Annotated in this window: 14 protein-coding genes; 6 read left to right on the forward strand and 8 right to left on the reverse strand. The window is 69.1% G+C overall.

Annotated elements, in window-relative coordinates; genetic code table 11:
- The first annotated feature begins 5 nt into the window (after window positions 1–5).
- Window positions 6–572 (forward strand): AAA family ATPase, encoded by a 567-nt coding sequence (locus IPV09_RS03145; protein ID WP_207473635.1) that lies wholly within the window; start codon window positions 6–8, stop codon window positions 570–572.
- Complete coding sequence (locus IPV09_RS03150) at window positions 566–1,264, forward strand: M50 family metallopeptidase (RefSeq protein WP_207473637.1); 699 nt, start codon at window positions 566–568, stop codon at window positions 1,262–1,264. The genes IPV09_RS03145 and IPV09_RS03150 overlap by 7 nt, the downstream gene beginning before the upstream one ends.
- Window positions 1,265–1,474: 210 nt before the next feature.
- Here IPV09_RS03150 and IPV09_RS03155 read toward each other — a convergent pair whose 3' ends face one another.
- Window positions 1,475–2,575 carry a sugar kinase gene (locus IPV09_RS03155; RefSeq protein WP_370590200.1) on the reverse strand — a complete coding sequence of 367 codons (1,101 nt, stop codon included), beginning with the start codon at window positions 2,573–2,575 and terminating at the stop codon, window positions 1,475–1,477.
- A gap of 490 nt (window positions 2,576–3,065) precedes the next feature.
- Between IPV09_RS03155 and gndA the strand changes: the two genes are divergently transcribed.
- Both gndA and IPV09_RS03165 read left to right on the forward strand, forming a co-directional pair.
- Window positions 3,066–4,532 carry an NADP-dependent phosphogluconate dehydrogenase gene (gene gndA / locus IPV09_RS03160; RefSeq protein WP_207473638.1) on the forward strand — a complete coding sequence of 489 codons (1,467 nt, stop codon included), beginning with the start codon at window positions 3,066–3,068 and terminating at the stop codon, window positions 4,530–4,532.
- 374 nt (window positions 4,533–4,906) lie between these two features.
- Window positions 4,907–6,598, forward strand: coding sequence for a glycoside hydrolase family 13 protein (locus IPV09_RS03165; protein WP_207473639.1), 1,692 nt, complete (start codon window positions 4,907–4,909; stop codon window positions 6,596–6,598).
- 26 nt (window positions 6,599–6,624) lie between these two features.
- Here IPV09_RS03165 and IPV09_RS03170 read toward each other — a convergent pair whose 3' ends face one another.
- Both IPV09_RS03170 and IPV09_RS03175 read right to left on the reverse strand, forming a co-directional pair.
- Window positions 6,625–7,671, reverse strand: coding sequence for a serine hydrolase (locus IPV09_RS03170; protein ID WP_207473640.1), 1,047 nt, complete (start codon window positions 7,669–7,671; stop codon window positions 6,625–6,627).
- Window positions 7,672–7,710: 39 nt separating this feature from the next.
- A complete protein-coding gene (locus tag IPV09_RS03175; protein WP_207473641.1) occupies window positions 7,711–8,625 on the reverse strand; it encodes a thioesterase family protein in 915 nt (304 codons plus the stop codon).
- 92 nt (window positions 8,626–8,717) lie between these two features.
- Here IPV09_RS03175 and IPV09_RS03180 point away from each other — a divergent pair, with 92 nt between their 5' ends.
- Window positions 8,718–9,230 (forward strand): MarR family winged helix-turn-helix transcriptional regulator, encoded by a 513-nt coding sequence (locus IPV09_RS03180; RefSeq protein ID WP_207473642.1) that lies wholly within the window; start codon window positions 8,718–8,720, stop codon window positions 9,228–9,230.
- Window positions 9,231–9,271: 41 nt separating this feature from the next.
- Entirely contained in the window at window positions 9,272–12,136 is a 2,865-nt protein-coding gene (locus IPV09_RS03185; RefSeq protein WP_207473643.1) for an FAD-binding and (Fe-S)-binding domain-containing protein, read from the forward strand.
- Here IPV09_RS03185 and treS read toward each other — a convergent pair.
- From treS to IPV09_RS03210, 5 genes are all read right to left on the reverse strand, one after another.
- Window positions 12,112–14,337, reverse strand: a complete 2,226-nt coding sequence (treS, locus tag IPV09_RS03190; RefSeq protein WP_207473645.1) for a maltose alpha-D-glucosyltransferase — start codon at window positions 14,335–14,337, stop codon at window positions 12,112–12,114. The genes IPV09_RS03185 and treS overlap by 25 nt on opposite strands.
- A 113-nt stretch (window positions 14,338–14,450) precedes the next feature.
- A complete protein-coding gene (gene ettA / locus IPV09_RS03195; protein ID WP_207473647.1) occupies window positions 14,451–16,133 on the reverse strand; it encodes an energy-dependent translational throttle protein EttA in 1,683 nt (560 codons plus the stop codon).
- A gap of 90 nt (window positions 16,134–16,223) precedes the next feature.
- Window positions 16,224–16,655, reverse strand: a complete 432-nt coding sequence (locus tag IPV09_RS03200; protein ID WP_207473649.1) for a single-stranded DNA-binding protein — start codon at window positions 16,653–16,655, stop codon at window positions 16,224–16,226.
- Window positions 16,656–16,768: 113 nt separating this feature from the next.
- Window positions 16,769–18,379 carry a GTPase gene (locus IPV09_RS03205; RefSeq protein WP_207473650.1) on the reverse strand — a complete coding sequence of 537 codons (1,611 nt, stop codon included), beginning with the start codon at window positions 18,377–18,379 and terminating at the stop codon, window positions 16,769–16,771.
- On the reverse strand, window positions 18,376–20,274 hold the full coding sequence (locus tag IPV09_RS03210) for a dynamin family protein (protein ID WP_207473656.1): 1,899 nt from the start codon (window positions 20,272–20,274) through the stop codon (window positions 18,376–18,378). The genes IPV09_RS03205 and IPV09_RS03210 overlap by 4 nt, the downstream gene beginning before the upstream one ends.
- Window positions 20,275–20,348 lie beyond the last annotated feature (74 nt).

Below are 20,348 nucleotides of genomic sequence, written 5' to 3' on the forward strand. Positions count from 1 at the left end.
CACGGATGCTTGACGCCGAGACGCCGCTGCCACAGCGCCCCCGCCGGGTACTGGTGGCTGGCGTCTCCGGCACCGGCAAGACCACCCTGGCCGCTCGGATCGCCGACGTGCTGGGGATCGCCCACGTCGAGATCGACTCCCTGTACCACGGCCCGAACTGGACCCCGCGGCCGAGCTTCGTGGCCGACGTGCAGGTCTTCACCAGTGACCCGACCTGGGTGACCGAATGGCAGTACCGCCCGGTGCGCGAATTGCTGGTCGACCGGGCGGACCTGCTGGTGTGGCTCGACCTGCCCTACTGGCGCGTCACCGTGCCGCGCCTGGTGAGCCGGACCCTGCGGCGCCGTCTGCGCGGTGAGGTGCTGTGGAACGGCAATGTGGAACCCGCGTTGCGGACCATCTTCACCGACCCCGAACACATCCTGCGCTGGTCGTTCTCGACCAGGAACAAGTACGTCCAGCGCATTCCCCAGGTCGCCGCCAGCCATGACCACCTGGTCGTGGTGCGGCTGCGGACACCCCGCGAAGTGCAGCGTTGGCTCGCAGGACCGCTGCAGGAGTTGGCATGCTGAACGACATCTGGCAGGGCATCATCACACCCCAGCCGGTGCCCTCGCCCACCGTGGTGGGGCTGCTGGGGGCCGTGGCTCTGGCCATGGTGCTGCTCGGTTGGCCGCTGGTGCGGATGCTGGTCACCATCGTCCATGAGGCCGGGCACGCCGCCGTGGCGGCGTTGACCGGACGACAGTTGTCCGGCATCCGGCTGCATTCCGACACCTCGGGGCTGACCGTGTCGCGAGGTCGACCGAAGGGCCCCGGCATGGTGGCAACCCTGCTGGCCGGCTACCTGGCGCCTGGCGTGACGGGCCTGGGGGCGGCACTGGCATTGGCCGCCGGGTACTCGGTGGGGCTGCTGTGGGCATGGGCGGTGCTGCTGGCGCTCATGCTGCTGTTCATCCGCAACTTCTACGGGCTGCTGGTGATGGTCGTCGTGCTGGCCGGCATCGCTGCCGCGTCCTGGTACCTGGAGCCGGTGCACCAGTCCTGGATCGCCTACCTGCTGACATGGCTGCTGCTGCTGTCGGCCCCGCGCCCGACGATTGAACTGGCCAGACGTCCCGCGCGGGACTCCGATGCCGGGCAGCTGGCGCGGTTGACCCGGACCCCTATGTCGCTGTGGCACCTGGTCTTCCTGGCCGCCACGCTGGCCTGCCTGGTGGGCGGGATGGCGGTGTTGACTCCGCGGGTGTTCGACCTGATCTGACTGATCGTCATGACCATCAACGCCCGCTCGTTCGTCGGCGTCCCCGCAGCCGCAGCACCCGCAGGCGCAGCCGCAGGCGCAGGCGCAGGCGCAGCCGCAGCCGCAGCAAAGCTACAGTGACGGCACGATCGTGGCCCGACCACCGACACTCTCGGTGAACGGGCCACGACAGGGGTGGGGTCGCCATTGACCCCGATTCGTGCGGGAACGTCAGCGCTTGACGCGGGCGTTGCCCTCCCAGATGCTCCAGACCTGCTCCTCGTCGGCGGGGGTGCCGTAGTCGGTGAGCGAGGTCGCGGCCAGGGCGCCGGTGGCCCAGCCGAACTGCATGCACTTCTCGGGGGCCCAGCCCTGGATGAGTCCGTACAGCAGGCCGCCGACGAATCCGTCGCCGCCGCCGACACGGTCGAGCACGCCGATCTCGCGGGGCTCGGCCACCGAGAACTCGCCGCCCGACCAGACCACCGCACCCCACAGGTGACGGTTGACGGTCTCGACCTCACGCAGGGTGTTCGCAATGACCGAAGCCTGCGGGTAGACCTCGGTGATCCGGCCAATCATGTCCTTGAAGCCGTCGATCTTGTTCGAGACCTGGTCGCCACCGGCCTCGGGGCCCTCGATGCCCAGCGCCAGCTGGAAGTCCTCCTCGTTGCCGATGAGGATGTCGGTGACCGAGGCGATCTCGTGGAAGGCGGCCCGCAGTTCGGTCTCGCGTCCCTTCCAGAACGAGGCACGGTGGTTGAGGTCGAAGGCGATCTTGGTGCCATTGGCCTTGGCGATGCGCGCCACCTCGAGGCAGAACTGGCTGGTCTCGGGCGACAGCGCCGCGATCAGCCCGGACAGGTGAACCACCTTGACGCCCTCGTCGACGAACAGCTTCTCGAGGTCGAAGTTCTTCACGTCCAGCGCCAGTCCGACCTCACCGGCGCGGTCATTCCAGACGCGGGGACCGCGAAGGCCGTAGCCCGAGTCGGCAATGTTGAACTGGTGGCGGTAGCCCCAGGCGCCGCCCTGCGGCAGGTCCGGACCCTCGTAGGCCATGCCACGGGCACGCAGGTTGGCCTTGATGAACGCCGAGATGGGGCTGCCCTCGACGAAGTTGGTCAGCACCTTGACGGGCAGTCCCAGGTGGGAGGAGACCGAGGCGACATTCGACTCCGCCGAGGTCGCATGCATGAAGTAGCGGTCCGAGGTCTGGACCTGCTGGAAGTTCTCGGGGGTGATGCGGATACCCATTGAGGTGGCGATGACCATCGACCACTTGGCGTCGGCGCGCAGTTCCATATTGTTCTCCTTGGTCCAGATGCTCACGGTGCACAGGCTGAAGTCGTTGGCCCCAGTCTGGCATCGAGGATCACCGGCCGGCCCGTGCTTGCCGTCTGTTGCCACGGTCGCGGATCACCCCGGGGACGCCGGACGGGCACATCGTTCACCAAGTGCCGGGTCAGGACGACCCAGACGGCACATCGTTCACCAAGTGCCCGGTCAGGACGACCCAGGCGGCACATCGTTCACCAAAGACCGGGTCAGGACGACCCAGACGGCACATCGTTCACCAAGTGCCGCGTGAGCACGACCCAGACGGCACATCGTTCACCAAAGCCGGGTCAGACAACCCCGGACGGGCACATCGTTCACCAAGTGCCGCGTCAGGACGACCCAGGCGGCACATCGTTCACCAAAGGCCGCAGGCTACGCGGGCAACAGGTGGCAAGCCCTGCCCCCTGGCGGGCGACTGCGGCAGGATGGGACTCGCATGGCCGCACGCGGCGACCGCTAACAGCATTTCGAGGAGTAATTGATGAGCGAGCAGACCTCTGCAGCCGACCGGACCGGCTCGGCACAGATCGGCGTCATTGGGATGGCGGTGATGGGCTCGAACCTGGCCCGCAACTTCGCCAACCACGGCTACCGCACCGCGATCTACAACCGCACCTGGGCCAAGACCGAGACGGTCCTCGAGGAGCATGCCGAGGCCAACTTCATCGCGTCGGAGCAGCTCGAGGACTTCGTCAACTCGCTGGAGTCACCGCGTCGGATCATCATCATGGTCAAGGCAGGCAAGGGCACCGACGCCGTGATCGACCAACTGATCCCCCTGCTCGAGGCCGGTGACATCGTCGTCGACGGCGGCAACGCCTACTTCCAGGACACCCGCCGCCGCGAGGAGAAGCTGCGCGGCCACGACCTGCACTTCGTCGGCGCCGGCATCTCCGGTGGCGAGACGGGTGCCCTTGAGGGACCCTCGATCATGCCTGGCGGTTCACCGCACAGCTACGAGTACGTCGGCAAGATGCTCGAGGACATCTCGGCCAAGGTCGACGGCGAGCCGTGCTGCACCTACATCGGCACCGATGGGGCCGGCCACTTCGTGAAGATGGTGCACAACGGCATCGAGTACGCCGACATGCAGTTCATCGGTGAGGCCTACGAACTGCTCAAGGGTGCCGGCTTCAGCGCCGCCGAGTCGGCCGAGATCTTCAAGACCTGGAACACCGGCGACCTCGACTCCTACCTGATCGAGATCACCGCCGAGGTGCTCGCCCAGGTCGACACCCGGACCGGCAAGCCGCTGGTCGACGTCATCACCGACGCTGCCGGCATGAAGGGCACCGGCACCTGGACCGTGCAGGAGGCCCTGAGCCTGGGCGTGCCCGCCGCCTCGATCGCCGAGTCGGTCTTCGCCCGCGCCGTCTCGTCGCACGCCGACCTGCGCGCCGCCGGCCAGGCCGCCCTGCAGGGTCCCGACCGCACCCTGTCCGCCGAGGACCGCGACGCCTTCGTCGACGACATCCGGCAGGCGCTGTGGGCGTCCAAGGTCATCGCCTACGCCCAGGGCCTGCACGAGATCAAGGTTGCCGCCGAGGAGTACGGCTGGGACATTGACGTTGCCGCGGTGGCCCGCATCTGGCGTGCCGGCTGCATCATCCGCGCCAAGCTGCTCGACCGGATTGCCAACGAGTACGCCGCGCACAACCTGGTCACCCTGCTGGAGGCCCCCTCGATCAAGGCCGGGCTGGCCGACTCCCAGGACGCCTGGCGTCGGGTCGTGGTGCGCGCCACCCAGGCCGGCGTCCCGATTCCCGGGTTCGCCTCGGCACTGTCGTACTACGACATGGTCCGCGCACCCCGCCTGAACGCCGCCCTCACCCAGGGGCTGCGCGACTTCTTCGGCTCGCACACCTACCGTCGCATCGACGCCGAGGGCACCTTCCACACGCTGTGGTCGGGTGACCGCTCCGAGATCGAGGCCACCGACACGCACTGAATTGTTTGCGGGGGATGACCCCCTGCTCCCCCACACCGAGTTGTTCGCGGGGGATGACCCCCTGCACCCCCACGGGTCGTGTCCACGGGTCAAGTCCTGCTCCCGTGGCCACATCTGATCCATGCCGCGGGGGATGACCCCCTGCACCCCCACACTGGGTTGTTCGCGGGGGATGACCCCCTGCACCCCCACTCAGTGGTGACCCCGATCAGGCAATCGTGGCATTCACGCCAGAAGGTCCGGCCCAATCACTGCATTGGCCGGACCTTTTGGCGTCCGGGGCAGAACGTCGGCTCGCGCTTGCCACCGACCTGACGTGCTCGCCGCCCATGTCCCATAGGCTGGACGGCGACCCCCAACAGTCAAGGAGCTTTGTGAATTCCTCGTTCAGCGACCATTCGTGGTGGCGCAGTGCCGTGGTCTACCAGATCTACCCGCGCAGTTTCGCCGACTCGAACAACGATGGCACCGGCGACGTCCGTGGCATGATCAACCACCTCGACCACCTGGTCGACCTCGGCGTCGACGCCGTGTGGGTCTCGCCGTGGTACCCCTCTCCCCTGCATGACGGCGGCTACGACGTCGCCGACTACTGCGACATCAAGCCCGAGTTCGGCACCCTGGCCGACGCCGACGAGTTCGTCCAGCAGGCCCACGAACGTGGCATCCGGGTCATCATCGACCTCGTCCCGAACCACTGCTCCAACGAGCACCCGCTGTTCCAGGCGGCCCTCGCCGCCGGACCCGGGTCACCCGAACGCGACATGTTCATCTTCCGTGACGGCAAGGGCCCGAATGGCGACGAGCCGCCCACCAACTGGGGGGCGATGTTCGGTGGGGGTGCCTGGCAGCGCGTCGTCGAGGCCGACGGCACCCCGGGCCAGTGGTACTGCCACATGTTCGCCCCCGAACAGCCCGACTGGAACTGGGAGAACCCGGCCGTCAGCGAGATGTTCGACGACGTGCTGAGGTTCTGGTTCGACCGCGGCATCGACGGGTTCCGCATTGACGTCGCCGACTCCCTGTTCAAGGACCAGAACTTCCCCGACCTGCCCATCGACCCCGTCACCGGCTACGGCACCCTGGAGAAGTTTGAGGGTTCACCCCTGTGGGATCGCCCCTCGATGGCCGAGCACCAGCGGCACTGGCGTGCCATCGCCGACGAGTACGCCGACAGCGAGCTGGGCCCTCGGGTCTACGTCTCCGAGGCCTACCTGCCCAGCGACCGACGGATCCACTACGTCGCGGAGGGACGCCTGCACTCTTCGTTCAACTTCGAGTTCCTGTTGAGCGCCTGGACGCCGCAGAGCCTACGGCTGGTCATCTCGCAGAGCGTGGCCGAGCACGAGGAGGTCGGTGCCCCCACCACCTGGGTGCTGAACAACCACGACAACTACCGTTCGGTGAGCCGCTTCGGCAAGCAGCCGTCGGGACTGGACTACTCGGGTCCCGATCGGGCGAAGGACGAACTGCACCTGGGTGATGCCCTGGCCAAGGCGCCCACCGACCTCGCACTGGGACGCCGACGCGCCCGCGCCTCGGCGCTGCTGATGCTCGCCCTGCCCGGCGGTGCCTACGTCTACCAGGGTGAGGAACTCGGCCTGGAGGAGGTCGAGGACCTGCCCGAGGACAAGCTGCAGGACCCCACCTGGAAGCGCTCCGGGTACACGAGCCGCGGTCGCGACGGATGCCGCGTCCCGATCCCGTGGTCCGGGACCGAACAGCCCTTCGGGTTCGGTGTGGACGCCGAGCCGTGGCTGCCGCAGCCGGCCCACTGGGCCGACCTCACGGTCGAGGCGCAGACCGGGATGCCCGGGTCAATGCTGGAGCTGTACCGGACGCTGCTGGCCGAACGTCGCCAGAACCCGGCGCTCGGCGAGGGCAGCATGGTCTGGGACGAGACCGACGACGACGTGCTCTCGTTCACCCGTGAGCCAGGTTTCCGGTGCGTCGTGAACTTCGGTTCCCAGCCGGTCGCGGTCGAGGGTGAGGTCATCGTCGCCAGCATCCCGCTGGAGGATGGTCTGCTGCCCAGCGACGCCGCCGTCTGGCTGCGCACCGCCTGAGCATCGCATCGCCGGCTCGGCTCAGCTCAGCGCAGCAGGGTCCAGAAGGCCTCGACTGCGCGAGCCGTGCCGGGCAACTCGAACGACTGCGCCATGAACAGCGCAGCCGCCGTCCCGCTGCCGGGATCGGTGTAACCGATGGTGCCCAGCCCACCGGCCCACCCCACCGACCCGTCGGGGCGGACCTCCACCTGGAATCCGTAGCCGCCGCCGGGCGCCAGGAAGCCCTCACTGCCGGGACGTGACTCGAGGGTCAACTGGTCCTGGCGCAGCTGAGCGGCCGATTCTTGGCTGAGGATCGGCTCCCCGTGCGCCAACGCCTCCAGGAACACCAAGTAGTCGCTGACCGTCGAGACCAGGCCGCAAGCCAGCGACTCGAACAGGGGCGCGCGGGTGAAGAGCCCCTCGGGAACCTCGGCGCCCACCATCGGGACCATCCTGGCGGGGTCACCCACGAAGCCGGTGTCGCGCAATCCCAGCGGCCCGGTGAGGTGCTCGCGGACCAGGTCGGTCACCGAGTGCCCGGTGGCACGGGCCAACAGCACGCCCAGCACGTCACTGCTGTGGTGGTAGCGCCAGCGGCTCCCCGGCTGGGAGGCCAGCGGCAATGACGCCAGCCGGGCGACGTACTCGTCGGGGGTCATCAGCGGCGGGAAAGGGCCGGGCAGCACCCCCCGCTCGGCCATCGCCGCGGACAGTGGCCCCTCCTCGGCGACCCAGCCGAACCCGGGGGTCATGGTCAGCAGGTGCCGCAGCGTGATCGGCCGCTCGGCCGGCACGCACTCCTCGAGTGGACCGTCAGGACGGACCAGCACCGACGGCTCGGCGAACTCGGGCAGGTGCTCGGCGACCGGGTCGTCCAGCCCGACGACGCCCCGTTCCACCAACCGCACCGCCAGCGCGCCGGCCATCGGCTTGGTGTTGGAGGTGAGGAGGAACTGCGCATCCGCCTCGAAGTGGCTGGCGACCATTTCGGTGGCGCCATCTTTTCGGACGCCGAGGACGAATCCCGGCAACTCGCCCTCGTCGACGAGGACCTGGAGCACCTCGGCTGCGGACTGGATTCCTGCCATGACGCCACGTTACGTGGACGTCACGACGACCTCCAGACCCTAGACAGCAAACCGTGCCAGGGACGCCCGCATGGCGTCCTCGATCGGGCGCGGACGCCCCTCCTGGTCGGCCCGCACCATCACGTGCTGCGCGCGACTGATCACCTGACCCGACTCGGGTTCAACGATCTCGGCGGCCAGCGTCAGCGAGGAGTTCCCGATCCGGGTGACGGCCGTGTACATCGGGTAGGGCTCGCGCCGGAACGACATCTGGGCGACGTAGTCCACGTCCTGACGGGCCACCAGCCACAGCGAACGTCCCTCGGCCGGCCCGGACGACCCCATCCGGGCTGCCAGCGGGTCGGCAGCGGTGGTCATCTGGATGCGCCCCTCCTGGAAGAAGTCCAACATCCGCACATTGTTGACGTGGTTGAACCGGTCGACGTCCGACCAGCGGGTCAACACCTCGGACCGGTGGCCGCGACCCGGCAGGGCGGGCTTCGGCAGTGCCCGGAAGGGACGCTCGATCTGCCAGCGGTGCCGGTCAAGCAGGGCGATCTCGTCGTCGACCAGCCTGCGGGGACGCTGTGCGACCATGTCGAACGGGGTCAGGGTGGTCGCCGCCAGGGCGCACAGCACGCCGTCGTGGACGATCAGGTAGCCGACCCGGAACTTCGCCGCTCGCCGCTCCAGCACCACCATCTGCACGTGGGCCGGACGCTCCGAGTAGGTGATCGGCGCCCGGTACTCGATGGTGTGGGCGACCGCCACCACCCCGTCCAGCATGCTGGTGACCCCGCCAGCGACCAGGAAGTCGACGCGGGCATCCTGCAGGTAGTCGAAGTAGACGCCGTTGTTCACGTGCCCCTGGGCGTCCATGTCGCCCCAGCGCACCGGTAGGTCGACGGTGAACACCTCGCCGCGGGCGCGGATGTCCAGCCCGGACGCGTCGAACCAGCGTTGTGTCTCGTCCACCACATTCCTCCTCGGGGGCTCAGGGTAGTCGCTGGCCAGACATGACGGCTCCCCCTGCCGCCCGCGAGTGTCGGCTCGATAGTCTGGGACCCATGGCATCCGATTCCTCCGACCAGGGCCCCGTCAGCGACGACCTGTGGCTGACGGACGACCAGCAGCGCACCTGGCGCGCCTGGTTGCTCGGCGGGGCCCGGGTCAACGACCACCTCGACCGGGTGCTGCGGCCCCACGGCCTGGGGCTGGGTGACTACGAGATCCTGGTCAGCCTGTCGGAGTCCCCCGACCGGGAGATGCGCATGTCGCTGCTGGCCGAAGGCGTCCACCAGTCCCGGTCCCGGCTCACCCACGCCATTGCCCGGATGGAGAACGACGGGCTGGTCGAGCGTCGCCCGGCCAACGACGACGGCCGCGGCGTGCTGGCCAGGCTCACCGATGAGGGCTACGCGCTGCTCGCCCGCACTGCCCCCACCCACGTGCAGTCGGTGCGCGACATCTTCATCGACGTCGTCGACCCCGAGGACTATGCCGCGATCGGACGTGCGATGCAGGCGGTGTTGAACGCCCAGCCCTCTGAACGTCCCACCTTGCGTTCCCACCACGACTGAGCGCAGGCCGCGCCTCGAAGCCCCCGTGAGATGATCACCGGGTGAGCGTGCAAGACGAGACCCGTGCCCCCCACCTGACCACCGTCCTGGAGGGTCACGACATTGACCAGTCGTCGATCACCCGCGGCCTGTACAGCTCCGATGCCTCGATCTATCGGGTCGTGCCCGAGGGCGTTGCCTTCCCCCGCACCCGCGAGGAACTCATCGCCGTCGCCCGGGCCGCCCTGGCCGCCGGCGTCCCGGTCACCATGCGAGGGGCGGGCACCAGTTGTGGTGGCAACGCCATCGGCACCGGGCTGGTCATCGACGTCTCGCGCCACCTGAACCGGATCCTGGACATCGACCCGCATGCCCGCACTGCCACCGTCGAACCCGGCGTCGTGCAGGACGTCCTGCAGCAGGCCGCCGCCCCGCACGGGCTGCGCTTTGGCCCCGACCCGTCGTCCTCGTCGCGCTGCACCATTGGCGGCATGATCGCCAACGACGCTTGCGGTCCGCGCGCCATGGGGTACGGGCGCACCAGTGACAACATCGTCGAACTCGAGGTGCTCACCGGCACCGGTGACCTGGTCACCCTGCGGTCCCCGCATGCCGATCCGGCGCTCGCCACGACCGAGCCACCGCCGGCGCTGGCGCCGCTGAAGGACCTGGTCGGTGCCCACCTGGGGACGATCCGCACCGAACTGGGCACCTTCTCGCGGATGGGCTCGGGCTATGCGATGAGCTGGCTGCTGCCCGAGAAGAAGTTCGACCTGGCCCGGTTCATGGCCAGCTCGGAGGGCACCCTGGGCATCATCACCCGCGCCACCGTCCGTCTGGTCGCCGATGCCCCCGTCAAGCAGATGGTGGCCCTGGGCTATCCGTCGATGGCTGCGGCCGCTGACGCGATGCCGGCGTTGGCCAGGTTCCGTCCGACCGCCGCCGAGGGCATGGACCGTCGCATCGTCGACGTGGTGGTGCGCAGCAAGGGTCCCGACGCCGTGCCGCCCCTGCCGGCCGGTGACGGCTGGGTCTTCGTCGAACTCGTCGGTGACGACCCCGCCGAGGTGCGCGCCCGGGCCGAGGCCATGGTGGCGGCCGCGGACGCGCTGGAGGCGTGGCTGGTCGACGACCCGATCATCGTCAAGGCCTTGTGGAAGATCCGCTCCGATGGCGCCGGGCTGGCTGGGGTCAGCCTCGAGCGGCCGGCCTTCCCCGGCTGGGAGGATGCCTCGGTGCCGGTCGAACACCTGGGCGAGTACCTGCGCCGGTTCGACGCCCTGCTGGAGAGCCACGGCCTGCACGGCCTGCCCTACGGCCACTTCGGTGACGGCTGCGTCCACTGCCGCATCGATTTCCCCCTCGACCAGGAGGGCGGCGACGAGGCCTACCGGGTCTTCGTCGAGCAGGCCGCCGACCTGGTGGCGAGCCTCGGCGGGTCCATGTCGGGTGAGCACGGCGACGGTCGTGCCCGCTCGGCGCTGCTGCCGCGCATGTTCAGCCCCGAGGTGATCGACCTGTTCGGTCAGGTCAAGGCCATCTTCGACCCGGACAACCTGCTCAACCCCGGCGTGCTGGTCGACCCGCGTCCGGTGGCTGCCGACATTCGCGTCTCGGCGACGGTCACCTCGCCGCTGCGCACCAGCCACCCCGAGTTCGTCGAGGCCGTGCACCAGTGCTCGGGGGTGGGCAAGTGCCTGGCCGACGGGATGGCCGGCGGTCAGGTGATGTGCCCCTCGTTCCAGGCGACCCGCGACGAGAAGGACTCCACGCGCGGCCGCTCCCGGATCCTGCAGGAAATGGTCAACGGGTCCTTGGTCTCGCAGGGGTGGCGCTCGCCGGAGGTGCACGAGGCCCTCGACCTGTGCCTCAGCTGCAAGGGATGCGCCCGCGACTGCCCCACCGGCATCGACATGGCCGCCTACAAGACCCGCGTGCTGCACGAGTCCTACCGAGGACGGCTGCGTCCCCGGTCGCACTACTCGATGGGATGGCTGCCCCGCTGGGGCCGGTTGATGGGACGCCTGCCGGGTCTGGGGGCATTGGCCAACCTCGCCCTGCGCGTCCCCGGCTTGTCACAGGCCGCCAAGTGGGCCGCCGGCGTCGACCAGCGACGCCCACTGCCCACCTTCCGCAGCGGACGTGGCGCCCGCCGCCAGTTCGCCCGACCCGCCCCGGCCGCCGGCCGCCCCCGGGTGGTGGTCTGGGTGGACTCCTTCGTCGACGCCTTCGTGGGCCAGCAGTTGGCCAGCCTGGTGCAGGTGCTGGAGTCGCTGGGGTATGCCCCCGAGGTGCTGCAGCAGGACGCCTGCTGCGGCCTGACCTGGATCACCACGGGCCAACTCGACGGCGCCAGGAAGCAGCTGCGCACCGCCCTGGACGTGCTGCACCCAATCGCTGCCTCGGGCACACCCATCATCGGCATGGAACCCTCATGCCTGGCGGTGTGGCGCAGCGACGCCCCGGAACTGCTGCACGACGACCCGCGGGTGCAGACCGTCTCTGAGTCGATCCTGACCCTGGCCGAACTGATCGGCCGAAACGAGGGCTGGACCGCCCCCGACCTGGCCGGCCACACGATCATCGTCCAGCCGCACTGCCACCACGCCTCCATCCTGGGGTGGCAGGCCGACGCCAAGGTCCTGGCCGCCACCGGTGCCGAGGTGATCACCCTCGGCGGCTGCTGCGGGCTGGCGGGCAACTGGGGCGTCGAGGTGGGCCACTACGACACCTCGGTCGCGGTGGCGCAGACCGCGCTGCTGCCGGCGCTGCGCGCCCACCCCGACGCGATTGTGTTGGCCGACGGGTTCAGCTGCCGCAAGCAGGTCGCCGACCTGGAGCAGCGCGACTCAATGTCGCTGGCCCAGCTGCTCGCGACCCACCAGGACGGGGCCGGGGACCCTCAGTCGCGCACGACCAAGGCGTAACCGGCGAAGGCGGGCAGTTCCAGGTTGAACCCCTTGAGGTCGTCGACCACGCCCACCTTGCGGCGGGTGCTCAGGTCGAAGACGCGGCCGGGGCGCAGCACCTCGGACTGGATGCGGGCCTCGATCTTCTCGGCGCCGAAGTTGAGGACGGTGATCTGGGTCAACCCGGTCTCGAGCTCGTTGATCATCACCAGCAGCGACTTGTTGCCCACCTCGGGCACGTCGATGAGCTTGGCCGAGTCCAGCCGGTTGCGCTTGCGCACCTTGAGCACGTCGGCCAGTCGGCTGGCGAACGAGGTCTCGCGCTTGAGCTGCTCGGGCAGCGAGCCGTACAGGCTGCGGGCGCGGGGAAGCCCGGATGCGGACGCGGTCGCCTCGGGGGCGACGCCCAGCACGTCGTAGGCCCCGCGTTCGATCCATCGGGTGTCGCCATTGCTGATCAGGGCCTTGACCTGCTCGCGGGGCAGCGGCAGCGCCCCGACGAGGTCCCAGCCGGACAGGGCGAAGACCCCGGGCTGCCAGGCGTTGTACTTGCACAACAGCAGGTGGGCGGCCATGATGCGGCGGGTCACGCCGTCGGTGATCTCGTCCAGGTCGGTGATGCCCAGGCTGGCGGCGACGATGGAGGCGGTGGTGCTGGCGATGCCATTGGTGGTGAAGATGGCGTTGTAGGGGGCGGCCTCGCCGGTCAGCGTGTCGCGCATGGTCTGCCGGATGTGCTCGGCGAGCCGGTGGCCGGTGTACTCCTCGCCGCCGAAGTGGTAGACGTCGTCGCGGTGCGCGGCTGCGAAGTGGACCAGCTCGTAGGTCAACTCGTCGTGGTTCTGCAGGGCGTGGACCAGCGCCGCCTGGTCGATGCCGATGGCCATGGCCTCACGCAGCACCAGGCGCAGGAACTCGGTGTCGCCGGTGGCCAGCGCCACCTGGGCGGCGGGGCGGGTGATGAAGTCGTAGGACAGGTCGGGGCCGACGGCGCCGGTCTGCTGGATGTCGTCGATGGCCAGGTTCAGCTCCTGGAAGGTGAACCCTCCCACCTTGCGGACCAGGGAACCGATCAACTGGTTGGCCGCCAATGACAGCGGGTGGCCCTCGGACCAGCCGGGTGCATCGACGCTGCGCTCGACCCCGAGGAAGCCATTGGCGTCCAGTCGCAGGCCGCCGGTGCCCAGGTCGAGCAGGGAGTGCAGGGCGTCACCCATGACCAGCCGCATGCCCGAGCAGGTGGGGTCGAGCCAGTTGATGGTGGGCTGGCCCTCCTTGAAGTAGTGCAGGTAGACCCAGCGGCGCACGGTGCCCTTGTAGTCGCGGATCGGCGGGGTGGCCGACCAGTTGGTCTCCTTGACGCCCGGTTCGTAGAAGATGACCCGCTGCAATGCGCCGATGATGTAGCCCGCCTCGGCCAGTGCCTGCTCGGCCTCGGGGGTGAGGTTGATCGAGTCCCGGCCCGGGGGGACCTCGGGCAACAGGTGCCAGGCCTCCTCGGGAATGTCGATCATGTGGAAGATGCCCGGGTAGTCGTGGTAGTTCAGTTCGGCGAGCCGGAAGTCTGGGCCCTTGCCGGTGTGACCGGGAACGATGTCGTCGATGACGGTGCCGCCCATCCGGGCGGCGGTCTCGCTGAGTGCCCGGAACTCGTCCTCGGTGCCGAACAGCGGGTCGATGGCCATCGAGATGCGGTCGAAGTGACCGTCGACGCTGGGGGTGGGGTCCCAGCCCTTGACGCCACCGGCCAGCTTCACCGGGCCGGTGTGGATGGCGTCAATGCCGATCGCCTTGAACGCCTCCCACAGTTCGATGGAGCCGATCGAGCTGAGGAACGACTCCCCTGGCTTGGTGATGTGGGACAACGGGTAGGCCGTGTACCAGACCGAGGCCCGGGCCAGCGCCGCGCGCGGGTCGGGGTAGGCGTAGGGGTTGGACCACATCGAGTGCTTGCCGGCGAGCTGGCGCGAAATCTGCTCGGCATCGTGCAGCATCGACTGCTCTTCGAGCCACGCCACGTAGGCGGCGTTCGAACCGGTCGCCTCGAACGGCGGCACCATCGGGTTGTTGGTGATCTTCCGGCGCAATGCCTTCGGCCGCAGCCGCGACGGGCGGGCGGCGAAGAACTGCTCGTCGAAGTTGATCTCGGGGAGCTCCTCGGTCACGTCAGCTGAGGTCGGATGAGGCGCGTGGGCGTCGTTGTTGGCAGGAAGCTTCACGCCTCCACGCTAGCGGGCGTTGCCGTCGGATGCAGACATGACAACGCCCCGGCCGGTTGGCCGAGGCGTTGAGTCCGCGGTGGGGGTGCAGGGGGTCATCCCCCGCGAACAACTCAGTCGCGGGTGAGGCGGCGGTGCTTGGAGGCGTGCGGGCGAGCAGCCTCGGCACCCAGCCGTTCGATCTTGTTGGCCTCGTAGTCCTGGAAGTTGCCCTCGAACCAGAACCACTTGGCCTCGTTCTCGTCGGTGCCCTCCCAGGCGAGGATGTGGGTGGCGGTGCGGTCGAGGAACCAGCGGTCGTGGGAGATGACGACGGCGCAGCCGGGGAACTCGAGCAGCGCGTCCTCCAGCGACGAGAGGGTCTCCACGTCCAGGTCGTTGGTCGGCTCGTCGAGCAGCAGCACGTTGCCGCCCATCTTCAGCGTCAGGGCCAGGTTCAGCCGGTTGCGTTCACCACCGGACAGCACCCCGGCCTTCTTCTGCTGGTCGGGACCCTTGAAGCCGAAGCTGGCGACGTAGGCCCGCGAGGGCATCTCGAAGTTGGCCACCTTGATGAAGTCGAGGCCGTCGGAGACGACCTCCCACACGTTCTTCTGCGGGTCGAGCCCGGAGCGGCTCTGGTCGACGTAGCTGAACGAGACGGTCGAGCCGACCTTCAGCTGGCCGTCGTCGGGCTGCTCCTCGCCGACCACCATCTTGAACAGGGTCGACTTGCCAACGCCATTGGGCCCGATGATGCCCACGATGCCGGCGCGGGGCAGGGTGAAGGACAGGTCGTCGATCAGGATGCGATCGCCGAAGCCCTTCTGCAGGTCGACGGCCTGCAGCACGTCGGCGCCCAACCGGGGGCCGGCGGGGATGTTGATCTCGCCGGTGTCGATCTTGCGGTTGCGTTCGGCCTCGGTGGCCATTTCTTCGTAGCGGGCCAGACGGGCCTTGCTCTTGGCCTGGCGGGCCTTGGGGCTCGACCGCACCCATTCGAGTTCGCGCTCCAGGATCTTGGCGCGCTTGGCGTCCTTCTGGCCCTCGATCTGCAGGCGCTTGCGCTTGGTCTCGAGGTAGGTGGAGTAGTTGCCCTCGTAGGGGTGCAGGCGACCACGGTCGATCTCGCAGATCCAGCTGGCCACGTTGTCGAGGAAGTACCGGTCGTGGGTGACGGCCAGGACGGCGCCGGGGTAGGACTTCAGGTGGCTCTCCAACCAGTTCACCGACTCGGCGTCCAGGTGGTTGGTGGGCTCGTCGAGCAGCAGCAGGTCCGGCTGCTGCAGCAGCAGCTTGCACAGCGCGACGCGACGGCGCTCACCACCGGACAGCACGTTGACGGGGGTGTCGCCGGGCGGGCAGCGCAGCGCCTCCATGGCCTGCTCCAGCTGGGTGTCGACGTCCCAGGCGTTGCGGACGTCCAGCTCGGTCTGCAGCTTGCCCATCTCGTCCATCAGGGCATCGAAGTCGGCGTCCGGGTCACCGAAGCTGTCGGAGATCTCGTTGAAGCGCCTCAGCATCTGCTTGGTCTCGGCGACGGCCTCTTCGACGTTCTCCCAGACGGTCTTGTCCTCGGTGAGCGGCGGCTCCTGCAGCAGGATGCCGACGGTGGCGCCCTTCGCGAGCTGGGCTTCACCGTTGTTGGGCTTGTCCAGACCGGCCATCAGTTTCAGCATCGTCGACTTGCCAGCCCCGTTCGGGCCGACCACGCCGATCTTTGCCCCGGGCAGGAATGACAACGTGACGTTGTCGAGGATCACCTTGTCACCGGCCGACTTGCGGACGTTGTGCATGGTGTAGATGTACTCAGCCATCGAGAAGGTCATTTCCTTTGGTGGAGGGTGTGCGGGCCGTGGTCAAGTATGCCAGTACCCCGACGAACCGGCCCGCACCACCGTTCGGGCTCACGCCACCTTGGCCGCGGTGACCTCGGCAGTCGCCGAGTCGTCACCGTCATCCTCACCACCCCTCGGCTCGGCTTCGGAGCGCTCGTTCTTGGTGAACGACGTGGTGCCGCGGGTCAGGTCGTGCCCCAGCGACGTCGCCTCGACCACCAGGCGGTCGAAGCGTTCGCCGTCACCATTGGTCCAGGCGTGGGTGCGCAGCTTGCCGGTGACCAGGACCGGGTCGCCCTTGCGAATCGACTCCTTGACGTTGACGGCGGTGCGGTGGCTGACCCGGACGTTGATCCAGGTGGTCTCACCGTCTGTCCACTCCCCGTTGCGCAGGAAGCGTGGCGTGCAGGCCAGTCGGAAGCGGGCATAGCTCCAGCCCTCGCCCTGGGTGAATTCGACGTCGGTGCCGACATTGCCCGACAGGGTGATCAGTGCGTCCATGGGTTCTCCTCAAGAGTGCGGCAGTGGGTGCGCACCGACCATGGGCCCCTCGTGCCGCCCGTCGTCGAACGGACAACACTCTGTGGACAACTCGGCTCAGCGGACGACTCGGCTCAGCGGGCCAGGTCGGCCTGTTCGACTGACTGCCGGTATCTCGCCAGCTCCGCGTTGACCGGTCCGATCACCTTCTCCTCGGCCACCCGGGTGATCGAGCGGTTCAACACCGTCTGGGCCCGTCGCCCCTTCGATCGGGCGGTGACCTCGACCAGGACCCGGCTGATCAGACCCAACAGCAGGCCGGCGGCCACACCACCGACGACGAGCCAGGTCTGCACCGGAACCCCACGCCATTGACGCGTTGGCAACGGCGGCATCTGGAAGTAGGCCAGCACGAAGTCGACCAGCAACCAGCCGAGGCCGACGACCACGGCGGCCATCAGCACCCATTGGACGACCTGGATGGCGCGCCAGTAGCCGAAGCCGCGGTCCATGGCCAGGTCGGTGGTCGCCACGGCGCGGTCCAGGTCGTCGGGCAGCACTGCCTGGTGGGTCCGGGAGGCTGCCCGCACCGCGTCGGCCCACCCGCGGGGCATGCCCGCGGAGACGTCGTCGGAGACGACCCGGATCGCGGAGTCCACGCGTGCCCTCGACGCACCCTCACCGCGGACGATGTTGGTGCGTTGCACCCGAGCCGGCTCCAGCTCCTGCTTGCTGGTGGCCTTGGGCAGGGCGCCCAGTCGCAGTCGGCGCAGCGGATCGGGACGCAGCGACCCGATCCAGCTGAGCGCCGGCCATCCGGTGACCACTGCGCCCCGGCGGCGGGTCGCCTGCAGCGTCGCCTCAACCACCACGTCCACCCCGGAGGCGCCGGCAAGTGAGCGGACCAGTTGCTTCTGCGCGGCCCCGGACACGGCGCCGGCCGTGCCGGCACCCAGGCCCTCGCGCAGCCCGTCAGCCGCCTCGGACACGTCCTGGCCCAGACGCTGCGCGGCCGCGGACTTGTCCTTGACGACCTTCGCCAGCAGCGCCCGCACCTGGTCGATGCCCTGCCCGGTGCGCGCCGAGACGCCGAACACCCGCACCCCGGACAAGCCCTCCGAGTCGAGCAGTCGGCGCAGGTCGGCCAGGCAGTCCTCGACCTGCTGCGGGGTGAGGGTGTCGACCTGGTTCAGCAGCACCACCATCGTGGCGGCGTAGTGCCTCATGGGTTTGAGGTAGTGGTCGTGCAGGGCGGCGTCGGCGTACTTCTGCGGGTCGACCACCCAGATCAGCATGTCAACCAGTTCGACCAACCGGTCGGCCTCGACCCGGTGCTGCGTCTGTGTCGAGTCGTGGTCGGGCAGGTCGAGCAGCACCAGACCGTCAAGTCCCTTCGGGACCTCGGCGACGACCTGGCGTCGGGGCACGTCGAGCCAGTCGAGCAGGTCGGAACTTGGTGCCGCTCCGAAGGTTGCCGCCAGCGCCTTGGAGGTGGTGGGTCGGCGCACTCCCGGTTCGGCGATCTCGGCACCGGTGATGGCATTGAAGGCCGAGGACTTGCCCGATCCGGTGGCACCGGCGAGTGCGACGACGGTGTGGTCACCGCTGAAGGCGAGTCGCCCGTCGGCCTTGGTGGCCACCTGTTCGGCGCGGTCGACCAGATGGTCGTCGGATCGGCCCCGGGCCAGTTCGGCTGCCTGCCTCAGGGCGACCAGACGTTCGGGCAGGCGACGCTGCTTGCTCATCGGTCGCCCCCCGATTGGCGTGGTTCGGGTCTGGACTGCAGGAGTTCGGCCTGAACCTGTTCGGCGCCGCCCAGGTCACTCCCGGGGGCGAGCTGGTTCATGGTGACGACCTGCGGCTGCTCGCCCGGTCCGATGGCCGCCGGTCCCCCGGACTCGAGTTCGAGGCTGGCCCCGCCGGGAAGGGCCCGGTCGTCGTCCCCGCGCACCGACTGCACCGCGGCGATGGCCTGTCGCAGCCCCTCGACCTGGTCGGGGTTGACGGCCGCGTCCAGGACTGCTTCGTAGCGGGCGTACTCGCCGGCGAGCAGCGCCTGCACGCGGGCGTCCAGGTCGGCCTTGGCCCGGGTGGCGAGGGCGCGCACGGCGTCATCGCCGATGAGTGCCTCCAGCAGGCGTTGGGCGATCACCGAGGTGCCCCCGGCGACGCCGATCTCGGCGCCGGTCAGGCCACCGGTGTGGGCGAAGATGACCACCATCAATGCCACCCCGGCACCGTTGACCCCGAAGGCCATCAGCCGGGCCCGGGAGCGCTTGGTCATGCCCTCGTTGGTGACCAGGTCGATGACGTCACCCTGCCAGTCGCGCACCATCCGCGCCACCGCCGTCGGGAAGCCGGACGAGGCCCGAGCCAGGTCCTCACCACCGGCTGCCAGGTGCCGTTCCAGCAGGTCACGGCCGGCCGGGTTGGCCCGCCAGGCCGCCTCGGCGCGTTCCGCGGCGGCATTGCCCTCTTCGCGGACCAGCGCCTCCAGTCCGTTCTCGACGGCGACCTTCATGTTGTCGACCTCGGGTGGCCTGCCCACGATGGCGGCCCAGGCCCGATCGCGCAGCCAGCTGATCTTCTGCTCCACGGCGCGCATGAACTCACCGGTGCCGACCAGTTCGTGCCACCGGGCCAGCACCTCACCGCGCAGCAGGGTGCCGTCGGCGGTCTGGACGGCGACGGCACGGCTGGCCTCCACGAACGAGGAAAGGGCATCCTCGCGGATCTGCACCAGCGCCTGGGTCTGCTCGTCCGCGGCGGCGGCGACCACTGGTGCCTGCGCGACCAGGTTCGCGATGGCCCCGTCCAGGGTCTGCATGACGACGGCGGCCTTGGTGCCCTGGTCGGCGGCCAGGTCGGCCAGCCAGGTGCGGATCGGCGAGACGGCGGAATCGGGCAGCATTCCCTGCTCGTCGGTGGCGGTCTCGGGCACCGCGAACAGCGCCGAGTCGCCCAGCCCGCGCTCAGTCATCATCTGGCCCAGGTGCGGCGGCACCTCGGCCATGGCCGCCGGCGGCACCCTGTTCAGGACGACCGCCACCGCGGCGCGACGCTGGACGGCCTGGCGCAGGTATTCCCATGGCACCGCGTCGGCGTAGCGGGCCGCAGAGGTGACGAACAGCCACAGGTCGGCGGCCTGCAGCAACTGCGCGGCCAGTGCCCGGTTCTGCTCGACGACCGAGTCCACGTCGGGCGCGTCGACCAGGGCCAGTCCCTTCGGCAGCGTCGGGTCTGCCACCAGTTGCAGTGAGCGGGCGTCCTGGGTCGAGACGGTTGAGCGGATCAGCCCGGGAAGGATGCGGTCGTCGTTGAACCACGCGACGTCCTCGGGGTGGTGGACCAGCACAGGGCTGCGGGTGGTGGGACGGATGACCCCGGGCCGGGTCACCTGGGCACCGAGCAGGGTGTTGACCAACGTCGACTTCCCGGCGCCGGTCGAGCCGCCGACCACGCACAGCAGGGGCGCGTCGATGCTCGCCAGCCGCGGCAGGATGTAGTCGTCCAACTGCTCGGTCATGGCACGGGCGGTGCGCTGCTGTGCCTGCGCGCCGGGCAGCGGCAGGGGCAGCTGCACGGCGGCCAGTTGCGCGCGCAGCGCCGTCAGCGACTGGACCAGATCATTCGTCGACACGCAGACCACAATGACATGCCGCGGCCCGGCTTGGCCGCAACCGGTCACCATCTCCTCGAGGCAACGGTGCGGTG

Source organism: Tessaracoccus sp. SD287 (assembly GCF_017355265.1).
Lineage (GTDB): Bacteria > Actinomycetota > Actinomycetes > Propionibacteriales > Propionibacteriaceae > Aestuariimicrobium.